General features: G+C 43.3%; 18 protein-coding genes. 10 read left to right on the forward strand and 8 right to left on the reverse strand.

What is annotated here, in order from left to right; all coding sequences use genetic code 11:
* Positions 1-50: 50 nt before the first annotated feature.
* The 4 genes from yfmQ (at position 51) to yfmN (ending at position 2,746) form a co-directional block, all read left to right on the forward strand.
* Positions 51-497, forward strand: a complete 447-nt coding sequence (yfmQ, locus tag BSU_07380; protein ID NP_388619.1) for a hypothetical protein — start codon at positions 51-53, stop codon at positions 495-497.
* Between the two features lie 124 nt (positions 498-621).
* Positions 622-1,044: a transcriptional regulator (MerR family) of metal (copper) efflux transporter expression gene (gene copP, locus BSU_07390; RefSeq protein NP_388620.1), complete on the forward strand. Its 423-nt coding sequence runs from the start codon at positions 622-624 to the stop codon at positions 1,042-1,044.
* A gap of 65 nt (positions 1,045-1,109) precedes the next feature.
* The gene (gene copO / locus BSU_07400) at positions 1,110-2,300 is read left to right on the forward strand and encodes a metal (copper) efflux transporter (RefSeq protein NP_388621.1); all 1,191 of its coding nucleotides are present in this window, start codon (positions 1,110-1,112) and stop codon (positions 2,298-2,300) included.
* Between the two features lie 290 nt (positions 2,301-2,590).
* Positions 2,591-2,746, forward strand: coding sequence for a hypothetical protein (gene yfmN / locus BSU_07410; protein NP_388622.1), 156 nt, complete (start codon positions 2,591-2,593; stop codon positions 2,744-2,746).
* A gap of 119 nt (positions 2,747-2,865) precedes the next feature.
* On the opposite strand, the gene ettM is transcribed toward yfmN, so the two are convergent.
* Positions 2,866-4,422 carry a putative energy-sensing inhibitor of translation gene (gene ettM, locus BSU_07420; RefSeq protein NP_388623.2) on the reverse strand — a complete coding sequence of 519 codons (1,557 nt, stop codon included), beginning with the start codon at positions 4,420-4,422 and terminating at the stop codon, positions 2,866-2,868.
* 172 nt (positions 4,423-4,594) lie between these two features.
* On the opposite strand from ettM, the gene yfmL reads away from it, so the two are divergent.
* Both yfmL and yfmK read left to right on the forward strand, forming a co-directional pair.
* On the forward strand, positions 4,595-5,725 hold the full coding sequence (gene yfmL, locus BSU_07430) for a putative ATP-dependent RNA helicase (protein ID NP_388624.1): 1,131 nt from the start codon (positions 4,595-4,597) through the stop codon (positions 5,723-5,725).
* Positions 5,726-5,792: 67 nt separating this feature from the next.
* On the forward strand, positions 5,793-6,239 hold the full coding sequence (yfmK, locus tag BSU_07440) for a putative acetyltransferase (protein NP_388625.1): 447 nt from the start codon (positions 5,793-5,795) through the stop codon (positions 6,237-6,239).
* Between the two features lie 52 nt (positions 6,240-6,291).
* Here yfmK and yfmJ read toward each other — a convergent pair whose 3' ends face one another.
* Entirely contained in the window at positions 6,292-7,311 is a 1,020-nt protein-coding gene (yfmJ, locus tag BSU_07450) for a putative oxidoreductase (protein ID NP_388626.1), read from the reverse strand.
* Positions 7,312-7,792: 481 nt separating this feature from the next.
* Positions 7,793-9,013, reverse strand: a complete 1,221-nt coding sequence (gene yfmI / locus BSU_07460; RefSeq protein ID NP_388627.1) for a putative efflux transporter — start codon at positions 9,011-9,013, stop codon at positions 7,793-7,795.
* 335 nt (positions 9,014-9,348) lie between these two features.
* Between yfmI and yfmG the strand changes: the two genes are divergently transcribed.
* A complete protein-coding gene (gene yfmG / locus BSU_07480) occupies positions 9,349-10,812 on the forward strand; it encodes a putative enzyme (RefSeq protein ID NP_388629.1) in 1,464 nt (487 codons plus the stop codon).
* Between the two features lie 572 nt (positions 10,813-11,384).
* Here yfmG and fecF read toward each other — a convergent pair.
* The 5 genes from fecF to yfmB form a co-directional block, all read right to left on the reverse strand.
* On the reverse strand, positions 11,385-12,185 hold the full coding sequence (fecF, locus tag BSU_07490; protein ID NP_388630.1) for an iron-dicitrate ABC transporter (ATP-binding protein): 801 nt from the start codon (positions 12,183-12,185) through the stop codon (positions 11,385-11,387).
* A 12-nt stretch (positions 12,186-12,197) separates the two neighbouring features.
* The gene (gene fecE, locus BSU_07500; protein ID NP_388631.1) at positions 12,198-13,199 is read right to left on the reverse strand and encodes an iron-dicitrate ABC transporter (permease); all 1,002 of its coding nucleotides are present in this window, start codon (positions 13,197-13,199) and stop codon (positions 12,198-12,200) included.
* Positions 13,196-14,197 (reverse strand): iron-dicitrate ABC transporter (permease), encoded by a 1,002-nt coding sequence (gene fecD, locus BSU_07510; protein NP_388632.1) that lies wholly within the window; start codon positions 14,195-14,197, stop codon positions 13,196-13,198. Before fecD ends, fecE begins: the two co-directional genes overlap by 4 nt.
* Positions 14,198-14,268: 71 nt before the next feature.
* Entirely contained in the window at positions 14,269-15,216 is a 948-nt protein-coding gene (gene fecC, locus BSU_07520) for an iron-dicitrate ABC transporter (binding lipoprotein) (RefSeq protein NP_388633.1), read from the reverse strand.
* A 108-nt stretch (positions 15,217-15,324) separates the two neighbouring features.
* A complete protein-coding gene (gene yfmB, locus BSU_07530; RefSeq protein ID NP_388634.1) occupies positions 15,325-15,693 on the reverse strand; it encodes a hypothetical protein in 369 nt (122 codons plus the stop codon).
* Between the two features lie 243 nt (positions 15,694-15,936).
* Here yfmB and yflT point away from each other — a divergent pair, with 243 nt between their 5' ends.
* The 3 genes from yflT to maeS all read left to right on the forward strand — a co-directional run bounded on the left by yflT (position 15,937) and on the right by maeS (position 19,300).
* Entirely contained in the window at positions 15,937-16,284 is a 348-nt protein-coding gene (gene yflT, locus BSU_07550; RefSeq protein ID NP_388636.1) for a heat stress induced protein, read from the forward strand.
* Between the two features lie 190 nt (positions 16,285-16,474).
* Complete coding sequence (gene pelA / locus BSU_07560; protein NP_388637.1) at positions 16,475-17,737, forward strand: pectate lyase; 1,263 nt, start codon at positions 16,475-16,477, stop codon at positions 17,735-17,737.
* A 126-nt stretch (positions 17,738-17,863) separates the two neighbouring features.
* On the forward strand, positions 17,864-19,300 hold the full coding sequence (gene maeS / locus BSU_07570; protein NP_388638.1) for a malate (2-oxoglutarate) transporter: 1,437 nt from the start codon (positions 17,864-17,866) through the stop codon (positions 19,298-19,300).
* The last annotated feature ends 20 nt before the right edge of the window (positions 19,301-19,320 follow it).

Here is a 19,320-nt window from a genome sequence, read left to right on the forward strand (position 1 = left end):
ATAAAGTTGTGTGTCAGCGGCACATGGAAAACTAACGGAGATGATGAAGTATGACATGGGCGATCGTGATGTTAATTCTCATGAGTCTGGTGAAAATCGTATTAACCTGTCTTCCTACAGGCGTCATAGAATGGCTGCTCGGCAAATTTGAAGTGCACGCCAAGCTGAGTGACGAAAATGCGAGTCTCTCTCTAGATGGAAAACGCCTCGAGGGTGCAGAGAAGCAGAAAGTGATTGATCAATTTAACGAAGCTATCTTCCTGGAAAAATATTATATCTATCCAGGTGATGAAGAGCGTTATTTACATCCGGAAAACGGCGGCACGCCTCTGGTGATAGATACAAAAAAAGGAAAAAAAGACGTGAAGCTGTTCGTGTACCGCTACGACGACCATATCGACGTCGTGAAACAGTACAAGAAGAAAGTGATCGCGTATCGAGTGCTTTCTGAAAGCCTTCAAAAAGAGTCTCTGTCAGTGGCGGGAAGTTTAGCTTAAACAGGAAAGTGAAAGACGGGTGCTGTATGCTGCTCGTCTTTTTTATTGTTTTTTAAAACTTAACGTTTACGTTAAGGTTCAAAAGGTGTATAATGGTAACAGAAACGGCGAAGGGGGATTTACCTTGGAATGGATGAAGATTGATCAAGTGGCCAAAAGAAGCGGGCTGACAAAGCGGACCATCCGGTTTTATGAAGAAATCGGCTTGATTCCGGCGCCGAAACGGACAGACGGCGGTGTAAGGCTTTATTCAGAGGATGATATGGAGGAGCTTGAGAAAGTCATCAGCACAAAAGAGGTGCTCGGTTTTTCCCTTCAGGAGCTTCAGCATTTCATGGAAACCAGCCGCCAGCTAGAGTTAAACAAAGAGGGGTATTTGTTGTCACTGGATCCTAAGGAACGGAAAGAAAAACTGGAGGAAATTCAGGAAACCCTGAATCACCAGCTGGATTTGATTGATGAGAAAATCCGCACATTCCAAAGCTTTAAAGAACGCCTGCAGGGCATGAAAGGCAAAGCGGAACGCGCCATTCAATCAATCGAATGAAAAGTTTGTTAAACGCTATTTTTGTAGCGTTTCTTTTAATGGAATAAAGATGGAGGTTAGGTCAAATGGATAAGACAACACAAGTGAATCAGAAAACGGGTTTGCTCAGCCAGCCAAAAGCGGTATGGGCTGTCGCGTTTGCCTGTGTGATTTCTTTTATGGGAATCGGGCTGGTCGATCCAATTCTTCCGGCCATTGCCGCACAATTGCATGCTTCACCTAGTGAAGTATCACTCTTGTTTACAAGTTATTTGCTTGTAACCGGATTTATGATGTTTTTCTCAGGAGCCATTTCCAGCCGCATCGGCGCGAAATGGACATTAATTCTCGGACTTATTTTTATTATTGTGTTTGCGGGGCTTGGCGGCAGCTCAAGCTCAATCGCTCAGTTAGTCGGCTATCGCGGCGGCTGGGGATTAGGGAATGCTTTGTTTATTTCAACAGCGCTTGCGGTCATCGTTGGCGTGTCAGTCGGCGGCAGCGCCCAAGCGATTATTTTGTATGAGGCCGCGCTCGGTCTCGGGATTTCTGTCGGGCCGCTTGCAGGCGGAGAGCTCGGAAGCATTTCATGGCGCGCACCGTTTTTTGGAGTATCTGTCCTGATGTTTATTGCGTTAATCGCGATTTCTTTCATGCTTCCGAAGCTGCCGAAACCGGCGAAACGCGTCGGTGTGTTTGATGCGATGAAGGCACTCAAATATAAAGGCCTGCTGACAATGGCGGTATCGGCATTCCTATACAACTTTGGATTTTTTATTTTGCTAGCTTATTCTCCGTTCGTACTGGATTTAGATGAACACGGTCTTGGATATGTCTTCTTCGGCTGGGGCCTTCTGCTGGCGATTACGTCAGTCTTTACGGCGCCGCTCGTGCACAAAGCGCTGGGCACAGTGCGTTCGCTAGTCGTTCTCTTTATCGCCTTTGCGGCCATTCTCGTTATTATGGGGATCTGGACAGACCATCAGACTTTGATTATTACATGTATCGTTGTCGCTGGTGCTGTCCTCGGTATGGTGAATACGATCATGACAACCGCTGTGATGGGTTCTGCGCCGGTTGAACGTTCAATCGCGTCTTCAGCCTACAGCTCAGTCCGCTTCATCGGCGGCGCGCTCGCCCCGTGGATTGCAGGAATGCTGTCAGAACACTTTACTGCAAGCACACCATATACAGTAGGCGGAATCGTCGTTTTTGTCGGCATGCTTGTCCTTCTCATGGGACGTAAACATCTTGCTGGAATTAAGGCGGGGCATTAATAACGAAAGACACTGCGCATATGCAGTGTCTTTTTATTCGTTATAATGCATCATAATCGAATTGGTGCAGGAAAGGACAACCTTTATGACACAATTTTACTATTTTCCGGCTGAAAACTCCCTTTAGAAACCGGTTTTTTCGGTCAGCAAGAACGGCGTTCGCGGAAAGGGCATCCGCTTCGGTCAGGCATTGATGCGGCTGGGATTTATCTTGCAGAAGCTGAGAATGTGTCCGTTCATTTACGATTGCCATTTCAGTGATGGTTCATGCTGTAGAGGGGACGTTTGCCATGGATAAGGCAAAACCTGACGAATATGATCAGAAATGTTTAGAAACGCTCTATCAATACATACACAGCGTCATGAAAAACAGCTTTTCTCGGTCGAGTGGTTTACCGCTTGGGAAGATGAGGAGGATTTTGAGCTGTCTGCCAAAAGAGAGCTGACACTTGATGAATTCACATCTCCATTGCAGCTCATTTTAAAAGACAGAGAGCTTTTGAGAATCGTTCAGAAAAAATGGCAGTAAAAAACCCGCCCTTTAGCAGGCGGGTTTTTTTATAAATTAAAGCACTTTCGTCGTCCAAGACTCGCAGTTCCACGTTTCTGTCGCAATATCCATATAAAAGTCTGGCTCGTGGGAAATGAGCAGAATGGAGCCTTTATATTCTTTCAGGGCGCGCTTGAGCTCTTCCTTGGCATCGGCATCCAAGTGGTTTGTCGGCTCATCGAGCACCAGCAGGTTTGTTTCTGAGTTGATTAGCTTGCACAATCTGACTTTCGCTTTTTCGCCTCCGCTTAATACGGAGACGCGGCTTTCGATATGCTTTGTCGTCAGCCCGCATTTTGCCAGAGCGGCACGGATTTCATACTGCGTATAAGAAGGGAATTCGCTCCATACTTCTTCGATGCACGTATTGTTGTTTGTTTCCTTGACCTCTTGCTCGAAATAGCCGGTATAGATGTGCTCACCGCGTTCAACAGAGCCTTCGAGCGGCTGGATTTCACCAAGCAAACTTTTCAGCAATGTCGTTTTTCCGATCCCATTCGCGCCGTAAAGGGCGATTTTTTGGCCGCGCTCCATGCGGAGGTTGAGCGGACGGGACAGCGGGGAATCGTAACCGATCACGAGATCCTTCGTTTCAAAAATCAGCTTGCCTGACGTTCTCGCCGGCTTAAAGTGGAATTCCGGCTTTGGCTTTTCTGCCGCAAGCTCGATCATATCCATCTTATCGAGTTTCTTTTGGCGGGACATCGCCATGTTTCTCGTGCTGACACGCGCTTTGTTGCGGGCGACGAAATCCTTCAGCTCCGCGACTTCCTGCTGCTGCTTTTTGTAGGCCGCTTCAAGCTGCTGTTTTTTCACCTCGTAGACTTCCATAAACTGATGGTAGTCGCCGACATAACGTGTCAGCTCTTGATTTTCAACGTGATAAATCAGGTTGATGACACTATTCAAGAACGGAATATCGTGGGAAATCAGGATGAACGCGTTCTCGTATTCCTGCAGGTAGCGTTTCAGCCATTCAATATGCTGTTCATCAAGATAGTTGGTCGGCTCATCGAGAAGCAGAATTTCCGGCTTTTCAAGGAGAAGCTTAGCGAGAAGGACCTTTGTGCGCTGTCCGCCGCTCAAATCGGTGACATCTCGCTCTAAACCGATATCGCTCAAACCGAGACCGCGGGCGATTTCTTCCACCTTGGAATCAATGACATAAAAATCATTGTTTGTCAGCGCGTCTTGAATGACGCCGACTTCTTCAAGCAGCTTCTCGAGCTCGTCGGGATCAGCCTCGCCCATTTTGTTGTAAATCTCGTTCATTTCCTCTTCCATCGCAAATAAATAATGGAATGCGTCTTTCAGGACGTCGCGAATGGATTTTCCTTTTTCCAGCACGGTATGCTGATCAAGGTATCCGACACGGACATTTTTTGACCATTCGACTTTTCCCTCATCAGGTTCAAGCTTTCCGGTAATAATATTCATGAAGGTTGATTTTCCTTCACCGTTTGCGCCGATCAAGCCGACGTGCTCGCCTTTTAACAGGCGGAAGGAAACGTTATTAAAAATGGCCCGGTCCCCGAAACCGTGGCTTAAATCCTTTACAGATAAAATACTCATGTTTACACCTCTATCGTTATCAAACACGCACAATCGGCGTGTAATATTCACCCTTTTGATTATAAAGGAGGATTCGGAATGTTGAAAGGTATAGGAAAGAAAAAGAAAAATTGCGTTCCGGGCGAGGTTTTGAGATACTATGGAATAGATTTCAGGAATTGAGGAGAACAAAATGACGCAAACTTGGCCATTTTTACATAATGCACAATCATTTATACAAGAGAATTGGAATGCTTCCGGCTTTCAAAAGCCAACCCCTGTTCAGGAGCAGGCAGCCCAGCTGATCATGGACGGAAAGGATGTCATTGCAGAATCGCCGACAGGCACAGGGAAGACGCTGGCGTATGCGCTGCCGGTCTTGGAGCGGATCAAACCAGAGCAAAAGCATCCGCAGGCGGTGATTTTAGCGCCTTCCCGTGAGCTGGTCATGCAGATTTTTCAGGTGATTCAGGATTGGAAAGCGGGCTCAGAGCTGCGCGCGGCTTCCTTAATCGGCGGGGCGAATGTGAAGAAACAGGTCGAAAAGCTGAAGAAACATCCGCATATCATCGTCGGCACGCCAGGCAGGGTGTTTGAACTGATTAAAGCGAAGAAACTCAAAATGCATGAAGTGAAAACGATCGTGCTTGATGAAACGGATCAGCTCGTCCTGCCGGAGCATCGCGAAACGATGAAGCAAATCATTAAAACAACATTAAGAGACCGCCAGCTTCTATGTTTTTCTGCCACGCTCAAAAAGGAAACAGAGGACGTGCTCCGCGAATTGGCGCAAGAGCCTGAGGTGTTGAAGGTGCAGCGAAGCAAGGCGGAGGCAGGGAAAGTGAAGCATCAATACCTGATTTGCGACCAGCGCGACAAAGTGAAGCTGCTGCAAAAGCTGTCAAGGCTTGAAGGCATGCAGGCACTCGTATTTGTGAGAGACATTGGCAACCTGAGTGTATATGCGGAAAAACTGGCATATCACCACGTTGAACTCGGCGTTTTGCACAGTGAAGCGAAAAAAATGGAGCGAGCGAAAATCATTGCCACATTCGAAGACGGAGAGTTTCCTCTTTTATTGGCGACTGACATTGCCGCACGCGGTTTAGATATTGAAAACCTGCCATACGTGATTCATGCTGATATTCCAGATGAAGATGGCTATGTCCACAGATCAGGACGAACAGGCCGGGCCGGAAAAGAAGGCAACGTGCTGAGCCTTGTGACAAAATTGGAGGAATCTAAGCTGAAAAAAATGGCGAAGAAGCTTGGTGTTGAGCTGAGTGAAGCTGTGTATGCAGGCGGAAAACTGAAGACGAAATAAAAAGAAGGGCGAAGAGCCCTTTTTTTGTTGTAAAATAATAGAAAAGATTTTGCGCGGAGGTGGGAAAATGGCTTCAATAGACAGGTTTCAAGTAATGCAGGAGCCAGAGCTGAAAATCCTTGAACACTGGTTTGAGAATGAGGATACCAGACGGAGAATGGATGGGATGCTGCTATTAGATGAGTGGTATGCACGAGTAAATAAAGATAAACACGATACTGTCATCATGGCGTATGATGGACAGCTGCCGGCAGGGATGGTCGTTATTGAGTTCGGAGAGGAGCGGACATATATTGGATTGATCGTCAATCCTTTGTACCGGCTTAAAGGGTATGGAAAACAGATACTGCAAAAGCTGATGACCGAACCTGATTTTACTAGCGTGCGAGAATGGGTGGCATGCATTGAAGAAGACAATCGAATCAGTTTAGCTTGCTTTCAAGCAGCAGGATTCACTTTAGAAGACACGGAACCTGATGAAGATGGTTTTCTTACGCTGATTCTTCGCAACTGATCTCATCGAAACACAAAAGGAGGGCAAAAAGCCCTCCCGTTTTCATCTTCATTCAGCTCGGATCACTGACCTTGATCAGCTGTTTCCCTTTATTTTCTCCCTTAAATAAACCGAGAAACGCGTCAGGAATGTTTTCGAAGCCTTCTGTGATGGTTTCCTCGTAATGGAGTTTACCAGCCTTCAGCCATTCTGCCAGCTGTTTTGCTCCCTCAGAAAAACGATCGGAGTAGTCGCTTACGATAAAGCCTTGCATCAGCGACTTCGTTTTAATGAGTTTTGATTGGACACGAGGGCCCATGTCATCTGCTTCGCTTTCTGCGTTATAGGAAGAAATGGCGCCGCACACCGGAATGCGGGCAAATTCATTGAGCAGATTCATCACCGCGTCTGAAATCGGTCCGCCGACATTGTCAAAATACACATCGACACCGTCAGGACAAGCGTTTTGAAGCGCTTTTTGGATATCATCCGCTGTTTTGTAATTGATGGCTTCGTCAAACTGAAGCTCCTGTTTTAAATAGTCGATTTTTTCATCAGAGCCCGCGATGCCGACGACTCGCGCGCCTTTGATTTTGGCAATTTGCCCGACTGTTGAACCGACGGCTCCGGCAGCTCCTGAGACAACCACGGTTTCGCCTTCCTTCGGGCGTCCGATGTCCAGCAATCCGAAGTATGCTGTTAAGCCGGTCATTCCCAAAATGCCGAGATAGGCCGAAGCGGGAGCAAGGCTTGTATCAATTTTTCGCAAGGCAGACTCGCTCACAGCGGAAAATTCCTGCCAGCTGAGATTTCCGATGACGATATCGCCTTTTTTCAGATGATTCCCGTCTGACACAACTTCAGCGATAACCCCTCCAGAAAGCGCTTTATCCAAGGCGAACGGCTCAACATATGACTTCGTATCCTGCATACGGCCGCGCATATAAGGGTCAACCGATACATAAAGCGTTTTGACAAGCACTTCCCCTTGCTTGGGTTCAGGAACCGGAATGGTTTCAAAGCGAAAGTCTTCATGAACAGGAATACCTTGTGGACGTCTTGCTAATTGAATTTGCTGCTGAGATGCTGTCATTTTCATCCTCCTATCACTTGGTTGACACCACTGTAACATGGACAGGAGAGGAAATACAAAAGGTAAGCTGGCATACAAAAAAGGTTATAGATGAGCTTATGCTTTCTACAAGCTCTTTTGTTTTAAAAGTTCTCTTTAGTCATTTATCATTATTAGAAAACAGAACAGAAAAAGAGCTCCTGTACACCTAGCTAAGATTGGCTAGTGTGTATGTCGATTCTTTTTCATATTCTTGCAAGCATCTGCGAGGGGGAGCTTAGTCGTTCACATTTTGCTTTCGCATCAATCTGCAATAGCAAAGTCTATGCGATTTTTTTACATCAGCAAAGATTTGTTCAATTTTTTCCTTTTATGCCGAGTTTTTCTGAAACAGATAATTGATGGTACTCAACCATTTTCTTTTGGTCAATAAAGTAATGTTTACTTATTAATTAAACACGCGAAAAAGCAAACGAAAACATAATTAAATTTTATATATTTATTAAAAGCTTATATGTTTATTTACCTTTTTTTTGAATTGTAATTGAGAAAATCCATATATTGCGGACACTAATAAAAGAATACCTGCTGAAACATAAACTAAACGAACTCCAAGGAAATCTGAAATAGCCCCTATAGCCAGAATTGAAAACATAAAAATGAACTGTACTAAAGAAGACCTTGCAGACATTATATTAATTCGAGTTTGCTCGGTTGTTATGTTCTGAATAAGTGTTTCTTGTGTAAGATCTCTTAATATATAAGCCGGCCCCATAAAGAGAACCAAAATTAGAGCTAAGTATGAATTACTTATAAAACCATATATTAAAGTTAAACTTCCATATGAGACAGCGCCAATTAACATAAAATTAATTAACTTATTTTGAAATCTCTCCGACAGCTTATATATTATAAATCCCCCTATCATCGAACCTAAATAATATGCTCCATTAATAAATCCCCACCATGATTCTCCTTTATGCAAGACTTCGTTAACGAAAGCTAAAGAGACAGATCCTATCCAAATCATTCCTGCCCATGACTCAATTAAATCCATAATAATAATTGTTCTAAGTTTCTTTTGGCTAAATAAATACCGCCAACCACTTACTATACTCTTATTGGGAGAATTTTTTTCACGTATGACAGAATTAGCGTGGCCATGTGGTAGACAAAATAAAAGAGAAAGAAGAGATGTAAACAACAAAAAGATAGTAAGTATAATGGTATATCCCTCACCTAAAAATGCAATTATGAGACCACCTAAAGACCAGCCTACAAATTGAAAAGTTTGGTCCACTGTAGATAATAATCCATTTGCTTTTACTCTTCTATCAGGAGAGATTATTTCCCCTATAATTGCACTTTTTAAAGGTGAGAACCATCCATTAAAAAAGGAAATACAGCTAATAATAATAAAGACTAAAATGAGAGTTTGATTAGAGTAAGTTCTTAATAAAGCATAGAACAAACATATTAATAACAGCATTTGTATCAATTGAGAAATAATTATTGTAAGAGGCAGTTTTAATCGAATTGTTATTAACGGTAATATAGCACTTCCAAAAATACGAAAAATAATACTTATTAATGTCACCATAGAGGCGATGGTTGTCGAATTGGTCATTTTAAACAAAAACGAAATCACTACCATAGTATATAGAGAAAAACCTAAATTTGTAGTGGTCTGGCTAAATAAAATAGAATAATAACCTTTACTCATATGTATCCTCCCTTGGAATAATTTTTCTCGGTAAAGAGCTTAAACATATTTAAACACCTTAAAACAACAAAAGTAAAGAAAAAATTTCCTTGTAAACTATTTACTTTTATTCTATTTATTGTTATTGTTTATTTAAGTTCTCTGACTATTCTATCAATATTCAGGGAACCACATATCTTATTAAAGGGGGGAAAACCATGAGAAAATTAAGAAAAAACTGGAGAAAATCGATTGTTAGCCCGGTTCTTTATACTAATGAAAAATGGTAAACACTTAGGGAATAGCATTTAATGCTATTCCTTATTTCAACAAACAAATCGGGAGGTTATCGTAATTTGACTCTATTAATGCAAGATCATAAATCAATTTACAATAAAGATATAGAAATATTAATTGAAGTTGAAGAACTTATTACTTCTGTTCCAGAAAATAAAAAAAATGATTTTAAGAGTTTAATCGATAATAGAATTATGACTCTACTAAATAAAATTCAACACCCTGTAGCAGCGGAAAATGTGTTTGGGATGTGTATTGCTTATCCGAATACTTACATAAGGTATAGATTAATTGATTTCGTTGAAAAATGGGTACCTTATTTCTCTGCTGTAGAAACTATAATCAATCTAACCCAGGATCCGGATGATTTAGTTTCTTTTAAAGCTATGGATGTCTGTGCAAATCATAAAATTGAAGAATCTGTAGCATATTTGTCTTCGATTATTGATGATGTCCGGGAGAGTATAAGCTACCCTAAAAAACCTGTGGGATTAGGGGCCCAAAAAGTATTAAGTACATTATTAGATATATTCGGTGTTGAAAAACATGAAGAGCTAGTAATGCTAAAAAATTATTTTGATCAAAATGGTATACTTCCTAATAACTTTGACTTTGAAGAAAAAATTCCTCAAAGTCTAATAGAGGAATTCGAAAAAACAGAAGAAGATGGGATGATTTTAATTCCGGGTGGCTTTTTTGAATTCGGTTTAAATGAAAATGAAATTCCTGACAAAACATTTAATTGGAAAGATGCTGTTCCTAGACAAAAAGTATGGTTACCTCCATTTTTTATCGATAAGTATCCTGTTACAAATAAAGATTATGATATCTTTACCGAGTTCATAGAGGAAAATGGGCATATATTCTGTCATCCTAATGAACCGCAGAATAAACAACATAGAAGAAATACATATTGGGATGATAGGTATTTAGATAATCATCCCGTTACAGGTATAGATTTTTATGATGCATTTGCTTACGCAAGATATAAGGGGAAAGAATTGCCAACCGAGTTTCAATGGGAAAAAGCTGCTCGAGGCGAAAAGGGTAATGTCTGGCCTTGGGGAGATAAATTTGATCCTGCAAAGGTTCAATATGCTGGAAGTCTTTATAATGAACCCATTACTTCTTTAAAGTCCTGGAGAGAAAATTTATTAAAAGCTCATGCTGATAAAGAATTAAATCATTTAACAAGTGATATTTTTGAACAAAATGGTGAAAGTCCCTATGGAGTATGCGGTATGATCGGCGGAACATGGGAGTGGACTAGAAGTGAGCTTAAAACAAAGAGAGCTTTCCACCCTATTTTTGAGAATGTACCATTTAATAGTGTTAACTCATTTGCCGTTCTTAAAGGAGGATCATTCTTCTCTCATCCAGGCTTAATGTTCCCTTCTTTTAGAGCAAAAGATATTCCTTTCTGTCGACACAATGAAATGGGGATTAGATGCGTAAAGAATATTCCAGTATATAAAATTAGAGAATCAATTAATGGGCCAATTACTAATAAAGCAATTTATTAATCATTCTAGGTTAGAGACTTGATAAAAGTATACTAACATTGTGTAGTAATGTTCAGCTTGTAGAAAAAACAATGTTTTTTCTACAAGATTTTATTTTAAATGCTTTTCAAAATTATCAGGGATTGAGAATCAGAAAAAGAGCCATTAAGCTCGATCTTAGCTAGGTATTACGATCTTCTGTATATTATTGTGAGAAATATAGAAGATTCAGTTAGTTAGCATTTCGATTTTAAGCTGAGCCTGCAATAGCAAAGCATCTGTTTTGATTATTCTTTTTCTGATACATAAGCTAATTTTGTCGCTTTTCTTTTTTGTCTTTTCACGCATTTCGAGGATGACTTACTATAATTCTTTCAGCTTTTCTATGTGTTAAGATTCGAATAGATGAAATAACTTTAACAAGTTGGTCAATAAGAACAGATTTAACTTTATGTTAAAAGAGTATCTCGTATAGAACATAAGAAGAATGACGAGTTTTTTAAGATTATCATCAATTATGTGAGAATAAAATATTATAAGGGAAAATGAAGGCTGTCACGTTTCTCGACAGCCCTAGGGAATTCCTCTCCTTTTCATTTCGCCCGTAATTTCGGGCACAGTCCCGTCGGCAGGCACATTGGCTTCTGGTCGATCGGGCTTCTCATGATGCAGCATTCCAAGCCGAAGACTTCACGGAAAAATGGCTGGGTGAACACATCTTCCGGTGTTCCGGCGTTGTATATTTTTCCGTCCAGCACACTGATCAGATAGTCAGCATATTGAGCGGCTTGGTTTAAATCATGGAGCACCATGACAACGGTGCGGCCATGGTCGCGGTTCAGCTTTTTCAGCAGTTCAAGCACTTCAATCTGATGTGAGATGTCTAAATACGTGGTCGGCTCATCAAGCAAAAGCAAATCAGTGCCTTGCGCAAGTGCCATGGAAATCCAGGCTCTTTGTCTTTGGCCGCCTGAGAGGGCATCAAGTGTCCGATCCTTCAGTTCAATCATGCCCGTTGCTTCCAGCGCCCACTCTACCATGTCATGATCCTCTTGGGTATGCTTGGATAACAGCTTTTTGTGAGGATGTCTGCCAAAATAGCATAATTCCTCTACCGTCAATCCTTCAGGAGCCTGAGGAGATTGTGGAAGAATGGCCAGTTTTTTTGCGACTTCTTTTGATGGCTGGCGGTGGATGTCTTTTCCTTCTAGTAGCACTGTACCGCTTTTTGGGGCCATCAGCCTGGCGAGCGATTTGAGGATTGTTGATTTACCGCAGCCATTAGCGCCGATGAGCGCAGTGATTTTTCCTTCTTCTATCTTTAAGTCGACTCCGTCAATAATCACTGTACTGTCATATGAAAGAGTGAGCTGGTCTGCAGCCAGTTTTCCCATGGTATCCTCTCCCTACTGTTTCCTCGCTTCGAATTTCAATAAATATAAGAAATAAGGCGCGCCGATCACGGCTGTCAGTATTCCGGCAGGTATTTCAACCGGAGGCATGATGCCGCGCCCTAACGTATCTGCAATTAATAATATAATAGCACCAATCAATGCCGATGCAGGCAGTAAATATTTAGCTTTTTCTCCGGTAAGCCGTCTGGCGATATGCGGAGCAAGCAAGCCGATAAAACCGATTGAGCCGACGACGGCTACACAGCTTCCCGCCAGCGCCACCGCGGTGAAAATCAGGATGAATCTCAGCCGGTTTGCGTTTTCTCCGAGACCCTGTGCAAGCTCATCCCCGAGTGACATAAGATCCAGCTTCGGTATGAGTATGCAGACGATCGGAAAAAGAATCAAAAGCCATGGCGCAAGCAGCTTGACTTCTTCCCAGTTTCTTCCCCAGAGGCTTCCTGTCAGCCAAATGAGTGCAGCATTCACGTCGCCTGGAAACTTGACCATCATATATTGCATTCCGGCGTGGCAGACCGCGCCTAAAGCAATGCCTGATAAAGCCAGTGAAGAGGGCTGAATGCTCTTTTTTCGGGCTATCATTAATAATAGTACAGCAATAATGGCGGCTCCGGCAAATGCGGAGAACGGAAGCACGTATACCGGCGACTCAGGAAAGATGAGAATCACAGCCATCGCCGCAAGTCCGGAGCCTTTTGAAATGCCGACAACGTCCGGGGAAGCGAGCGGATTTCGGATCACACCCTGTAAAATCGCTCCGGCAGCGGCAAGTCCAGCACCTGCCAAAATCGCTAATATAATGCGGGGAAGGCGATATTGCTGGATGATAAATTCAAAGGAATGATCCAGTCCCAGCAGATTCGTCACTACCGCATCAGGTGAAATGTATAATGCACCGATTCCAATGCTGATGACGGACAGAACGATTAAAATCACGGCCAATATGAGTATCGCCAGTAAGGGGCGTTTTTGTTTTCTGGTTGTTTTCTTCATTTCAGGTTTCGCCCTTTCCTTGCCAAATATAAGAAAAACGGCGTTCCGATAATCGCGGTGACAATGCCGACCGGTGATTCATAAGGAAATGCAATCCATCTGGCCAGAACATCTGCGTACACCAGCAAAATGGCACCGAACAGTGCCGAAAACGGAAGCACGTATTGATAATGTTCTCCGATCAGCTTGCGGACAATATGCGGGACGAGCAGCCCGACAAAGCCAATCGGCCCGGCGACGGCTACGGAAGCGCCGGAAAGAATTAAAATAATCAAACTGATCAGAATCCTGATGCCGTTCATATTTTGTCCAAGCCCTTTTGCTGTTTCGTCTCCGAGACCGAGAACAGAAACAGAACCGGAAAATACGAGGGCAAGCCCGATGCCAATGACAGAAAAAGGAGCGATGGTTATGACGTCCTGCCAGTTGCTGCCGTCGATTGCGCCTGTCATCCAGTACAGAACATCCTCACCTGACTCATTTAAAATAATGATGGCCTGTGTCATAGAGGAGAGGAACAAGTGCACGGCCATTCCTGACAGCGCCAGCTTGACAGGCGTCATTCCGCCGGATGAGGCAATCATATACACAATCGCGCCGCCTGCTGCCGCACCCGCAAAAGCGAATATAACAGATGAATAGGGCGATGCCGGCAGAATGACGAGAGAAGCAACAACAAAAAGCGATGCACCCGCATTCACACCGAAAATTTGGGGTGAAGCCAGAGGATTTCTGGTCATAGCCTGCATCAGCGCCCCTGCTACAGCTAGGCTGGCGCCGACAAAAACGCCGATTAATGTGCGGGGAAGGCGAAGAGTAGAGATGATGAGCTGTTCCTTTGAACCGTCCCATACAAAAAGATATTTCAATGAATCTATGATGCTGATGTCTGAGGCTCCTACTGAAAGATTCAGCCCAAGCCCAAATATAAAAATAATCAGTGCAATGATAAACATCATCAGTCTTGATGATGAGCGCCGTTTGGCTGAATGATACAACAGTCTCACTTCCTTACTGCGTCTGGTTGCAAAAACGAAGAAGCAAGGATTCCCCTCGCTTCTCATTTGTCCTATTTATTATACACTTTTTTAAGCACATCTTTGGCGCTTGTTTCACTAGACTTGATGCCTCTGAATCTTGTCCAAGTGTCACGGTCCGCATCATAGACTTGTCCATTTTTCACCGCTTTGAGATTTTTCCAGAGCGGGTTCGTTTTCCACTCATCTACAATGGTTTTGCCTTCGTTGGCTGAGATGAACAAAATATCAGGATCGATTTTGCTCAATTGCTCAAGGCTGACCTCTTGATAGGCGTTATCTGACTTCACAGCGTGTGTAAAGCCTAGCATTTTAAAGATTTCTCCGTCATAGGATGATGATGTATGAAGCTGGAAGGAATCCGCTCTTGCAACGCCGAGAACGATGTTGCGGTTTTCATCTTTCGGAAGTTCGGCTTTTAGATCGTTGATGACTTTTTTGTGCTCGGCAAGCTTTTCTTTTCCTTCATCTTCTTTATTTAATGCTTTAGCAATGGTCGTAAAGCTGTCGATCGTTTCGTCATATGTCGCTTCACGGCTTTTTAATTCAATCGTCGGGGCGATTTTTTTCAGCTGTTTATAAATGTTTTTATGGCGCTCAGCGTCAGCGATGATTAAATCAGGCTTCAAGGAACTGATGACCTCAAGATTGGGTTCGCTGCGTGTGCCTACAGATGTGTAATCAATGGAGCTGCCGACAAGCTTTTTAATCATATCTTTTTTGTTGTCATCTGCGATGCCCACCGGCGTAATGCCGAGATTGTGAACGGCATCCAAGAATGAAAGCTCAAGCACAACCACCCGCTTAGGTGTGCCGCTTACTGTCGTTTTTCCTTCTTCGTCATGGATCACTCTGGAATCCTTAGACTCGCTTTTGCCGCTTCCGTTGTTATTCTGGCTTGATGAACAGCCGGATACAATGAGGCAGGCGAGCAATAAAACACTCATGATGGCAATCAACTTGTTAGAATAGGTGCGCATGTCATTCTTCCTTTTTTCAGATTTAGTAATGAGAATCATTATCACATGTAACACTATAATAGCATGGCTTATCATGTCAATATTTTTTTAGTAAAGAAAGCTGCGTTTTTACTGCTTTCTCATGAAAGCATCATCAGACACAAATAAGTGGTATGCAGCGTTACCGTGTCTTCGAGACAAAAACGCATGGGCGTTGGCTTTAGAGGTTTCGAACATATCAGCAGTGACATAAGGAAGGAGAGTGCTGAGATAACCGGACAATTTCTTTTCTATTTCATCTGTTAGTGCAAATTCAATGTCGCCGATATTCATGATAATCGAGAAAACAAAGTCGATATCGATATGAAAATGTTCCTCGGCAAAAACCGCAAGCTCGTGAATTCCTGGTGAACATCCGGCACGCTTATGGAAAATCTGTTTGACTAAATCACTCACAATCCAAGCATTGTATTGCTGTTCTGGTGAAAAGTATTGCATTAGACATACCTCCTGCTCGTACGGATAAAGGCAGCGTTTCATGGTCGTGTGCTCCGTGCAGCGGCTTCTCCTTAATTTTGATTTTTCTGAAAATAGGTCCCGTTCCTATCACTTTACCATGGACGGAAAACAAATAGCTACTACCATTCCTCCTGTTTTTCTCTTCAATGTTCTGGAATCTGTTTCAGGTACAGACGATCGGGTATGAAAGAAATATAGAAAACATGAAGGAGGAATATCGACATGAAACCAGTTGTAAAAGAGTATACAAATGACGAACAGCTCATGAAAGATGTAGAGGAATTGCAGAAAATGGGTGTTGCGAAAGAGGATGTATACGTCTTAGCTCACGACGATGACAGAACGGAACGCCTGGCTGACAACACGAACGCCAACACGATCGGAGCCAAAGAAACAGGTTTCAAGCACGCGGTGGGAAATATCTTCAATAAAAAAGGAGACGAGCTCCGCAATAAAATTCACGAAATCGGTTTTTCTGAAGATGAAGCCGCTCAATTTGAAAAACGCTTAGATGAAGGAAAAGTGCTTCTCTTTGTGACAGATAACGAAAAAGTGAAAGCTTGGGCATAAAGCAAGGAAAAAACCAAAAGGCCAATGTCGGCCTTTTGGTTTTTTTGCGGTCTTTGCGGTGGGATTTTGCAGAATGCCGCAATAGGATAGCGGAACATTTTCGGTTCTGAATGTCCCTCAATTTGCTATTATATTTTTGTGATAAATTGGAATAAAATCTCACAAAATAGAAAATGGGGGTACATAGTGGATGAAAAAAGTGATGTTAGCTACGGCTTTGTTTTTAGGATTGACTCCAGCTGGCGCGAACGCAGCTGATTTAGGCCACCAGACGTTGGGATCCAATGATGGCTGGGGCGCGTACTCGACCGGCACGACAGGCGGATCAAAAGCATCCTCCTCAAATGTGTATACCGTCAGCAACAGAAACCAGCTTGTCTCGGCATTAGGGAAGGAAACGAACACAACGCCAAAAATCATTTATATCAAGGGAACGATTGACATGAACGTGGATGACAATCTGAAGCCGCTTGGCCTAAATGACTATAAAGATCCGGAGTATGATTTGGACAAATATTTGAAAGCCTATGATCCTAGCACATGGGGCAAAAAAGAGCCGTCGGGAACACAAGAAGAAGCGAGAGCACGCTCTCAGAAAAACCAAAAAGCACGGGTCATGGTGGATATCCCTGCAAACACGACGATCGTCGGTTCAGGGACTAACGCTAAAGTCGTGGGAGGAAACTTCCAAATCAAGAGTGATAACGTCATTATTCGCAACATTGAATTCCAGGATGCCTATGACTATTTTCCGCAATGGGATCCGACTGACGGAAGCTCAGGGAACTGGAACTCACAATACGACAACATCACGATAAACGGCGGCACACACATCTGGATTGATCACTGTACATTTAATGACGGTTCGCGTCCGGACAGCACATCACCGAAATATTATGGAAGAAAATATCAGCACCATGACGGCCAAACGGATGCTTCCAACGGTGCTAACTATATCACGATGTCCTACAACTATTATCACGATCATGATAAAAGCTCCATTTTCGGATCAAGTGACAGCAAAACCTCCGATGACGGCAAATTAAAAATTACGCTGCATCATAACCGCTATAAAAATATTGTCCAGCGCGCGCCGAGAGTCCGCTTCGGGCAAGTGCACGTATACAACAACTATTATGAAGGAAGCACAAGCTCTTCAAGTTATCCTTTTAGCTATGCATGGGGAATCGGAAAGTCATCTAAAATCTATGCCCAAAACAATGTCATTGACGTACCGGGACTGTCAGCTGCTAAAACGATCAGCGTATTCAGCGGGGGAACGGCTTTATATGACTCCGGCACGTTGCTGAACGGCACACAGATCAACGCATCGGCTGCAAACGGGCTGAGCTCTTCTGTCGGCTGGACGCCGTCTCTGCATGGATCGATTGATGCTTCTGCTAATGTGAAATCAAATGTTATAAATCAAGCGGGTGCGGGTAAATTAAATTAAGAAAGTGAAAAACACAAAGGGTGCTAACCTTTGTGTTTTTTAATTAATTAAAATGTTTATTAACTTAGTTAAGGAGTAGAATGGAAAAGGGGATCGGAAAACAAGTATATAGGAGGAGACCTATTTATGGCTTCAGAAAAAGACGCAGGAAAACAGTCAGCAGTAAAGCTTGTTCCATTGCTTATTACTGTCGCTGTGGGACTAATCATCTGGTTTATTCCCGCTCCGTCCGGACTTGAACCTAAAGCTTGGCATTTGTTTGCGATTTTTGTCGCAACAATTATCGGCTTTATCTCCAAGCCCTTGCCAATGGGTGCAATTGCAATTTTTGCATTGGCGGTTACTGCACTAACTGGAACACTATCAATTGAGGATACATTAAGCGGATTCGGGAATAAGACCATTTGGCTTATCGTTATCGCATTCTTTATTTCCCGGGGATTTATCAAAACCGGTCTCGGTGCGAGAATTTCGTATGTATTCGTTCAGAAATTCGGAAAAAAAACCCTTGGACTTTCTTATTCACTGCTATTCAGTGATTTAATACTTTCACCTGCTATTCCAAGTAATACGGCGCGTGCAGGAGGCATTATATTTCCTATTATCAGATCATTATCCGAAACATTCGGATCAAGCCCGGCAAATGGAACAGAGAGAAAAATCGGTGCATTCTTATTAAAAACCGGTTTTCAGGGGAATCTGATCACATCTGCTATGTTCCTGACAGCGATGGCGGCGAACCCGCTGATTGCCAAGCTGGCCCATGATGTCGCAGGGGTGGACTTAACATGGACAAGCTGGGCAATTGCCGCGATTGTACCGGGACTTGTAAGCTTAATCATCACGCCGCTTGTGATTTACAAACTGTATCCGCCGGAAATCAAAGAAACACCGGATGCGGCGAAAATCGCAACAGAAAAACTGAAAGAAATGGGACCGTTCAAAAAATCGGAGCTTTCCATGGTTATCGTGTTTCTTTTGGTGCTTGTGCTGTGGATTTTTGGCGGCAGCTTCAACATCGACGCTACCACAACCGCATTGATCGGTTTGGCCGTTCTCTTATTATCACAAGTTCTGACTTGGGATGATATCAAGAAAGAACAGGGCGCTTGGGATACGCTCACTTGGTTTGCGGCGCTTGTCATGCTCGCCAACTTCTTGAATGAATTAGGCATGGTGTCTTGGTTCAGTAATGCCATGAAATCATCCGTATCAGGGTTCTCTTGGATTGTGGCATTCATCATTTTAATTGTTGTGTATTATTACTCTCACTATTTCTTTGCAAGTGCGACAGCCCACATCAGTGCGATGTATTCAGCATTTTTGGCTGTCGTCGTGGCAGCGGGCGCACCGCCGCTTTTAGCAGCGCTGAGCCTCGCGTTCATCAGCAACCTGTTCGGGTCAACGACTCACTACGGTTCTGGAGCGGCTCCGGTCTTCTTCGGAGCAGGCTACATCCCGCAAGGCAAATGGTGGTCCATCGGATTTATCCTGTCGATTGTTCATATCATCGTATGGCTTGTGATCGGCGGATTATGGTGGAAAGTACTAGGAATATGGTAGAAAGAAAAAGGCAGACGCGG

Origin of the sequence: Bacillus subtilis subsp. subtilis str. 168 (genome assembly GCF_000009045.1) — a bacterium.
Lineage (GTDB): Bacteria > Bacillota > Bacilli > Bacillales > Bacillaceae > Bacillus > Bacillus subtilis.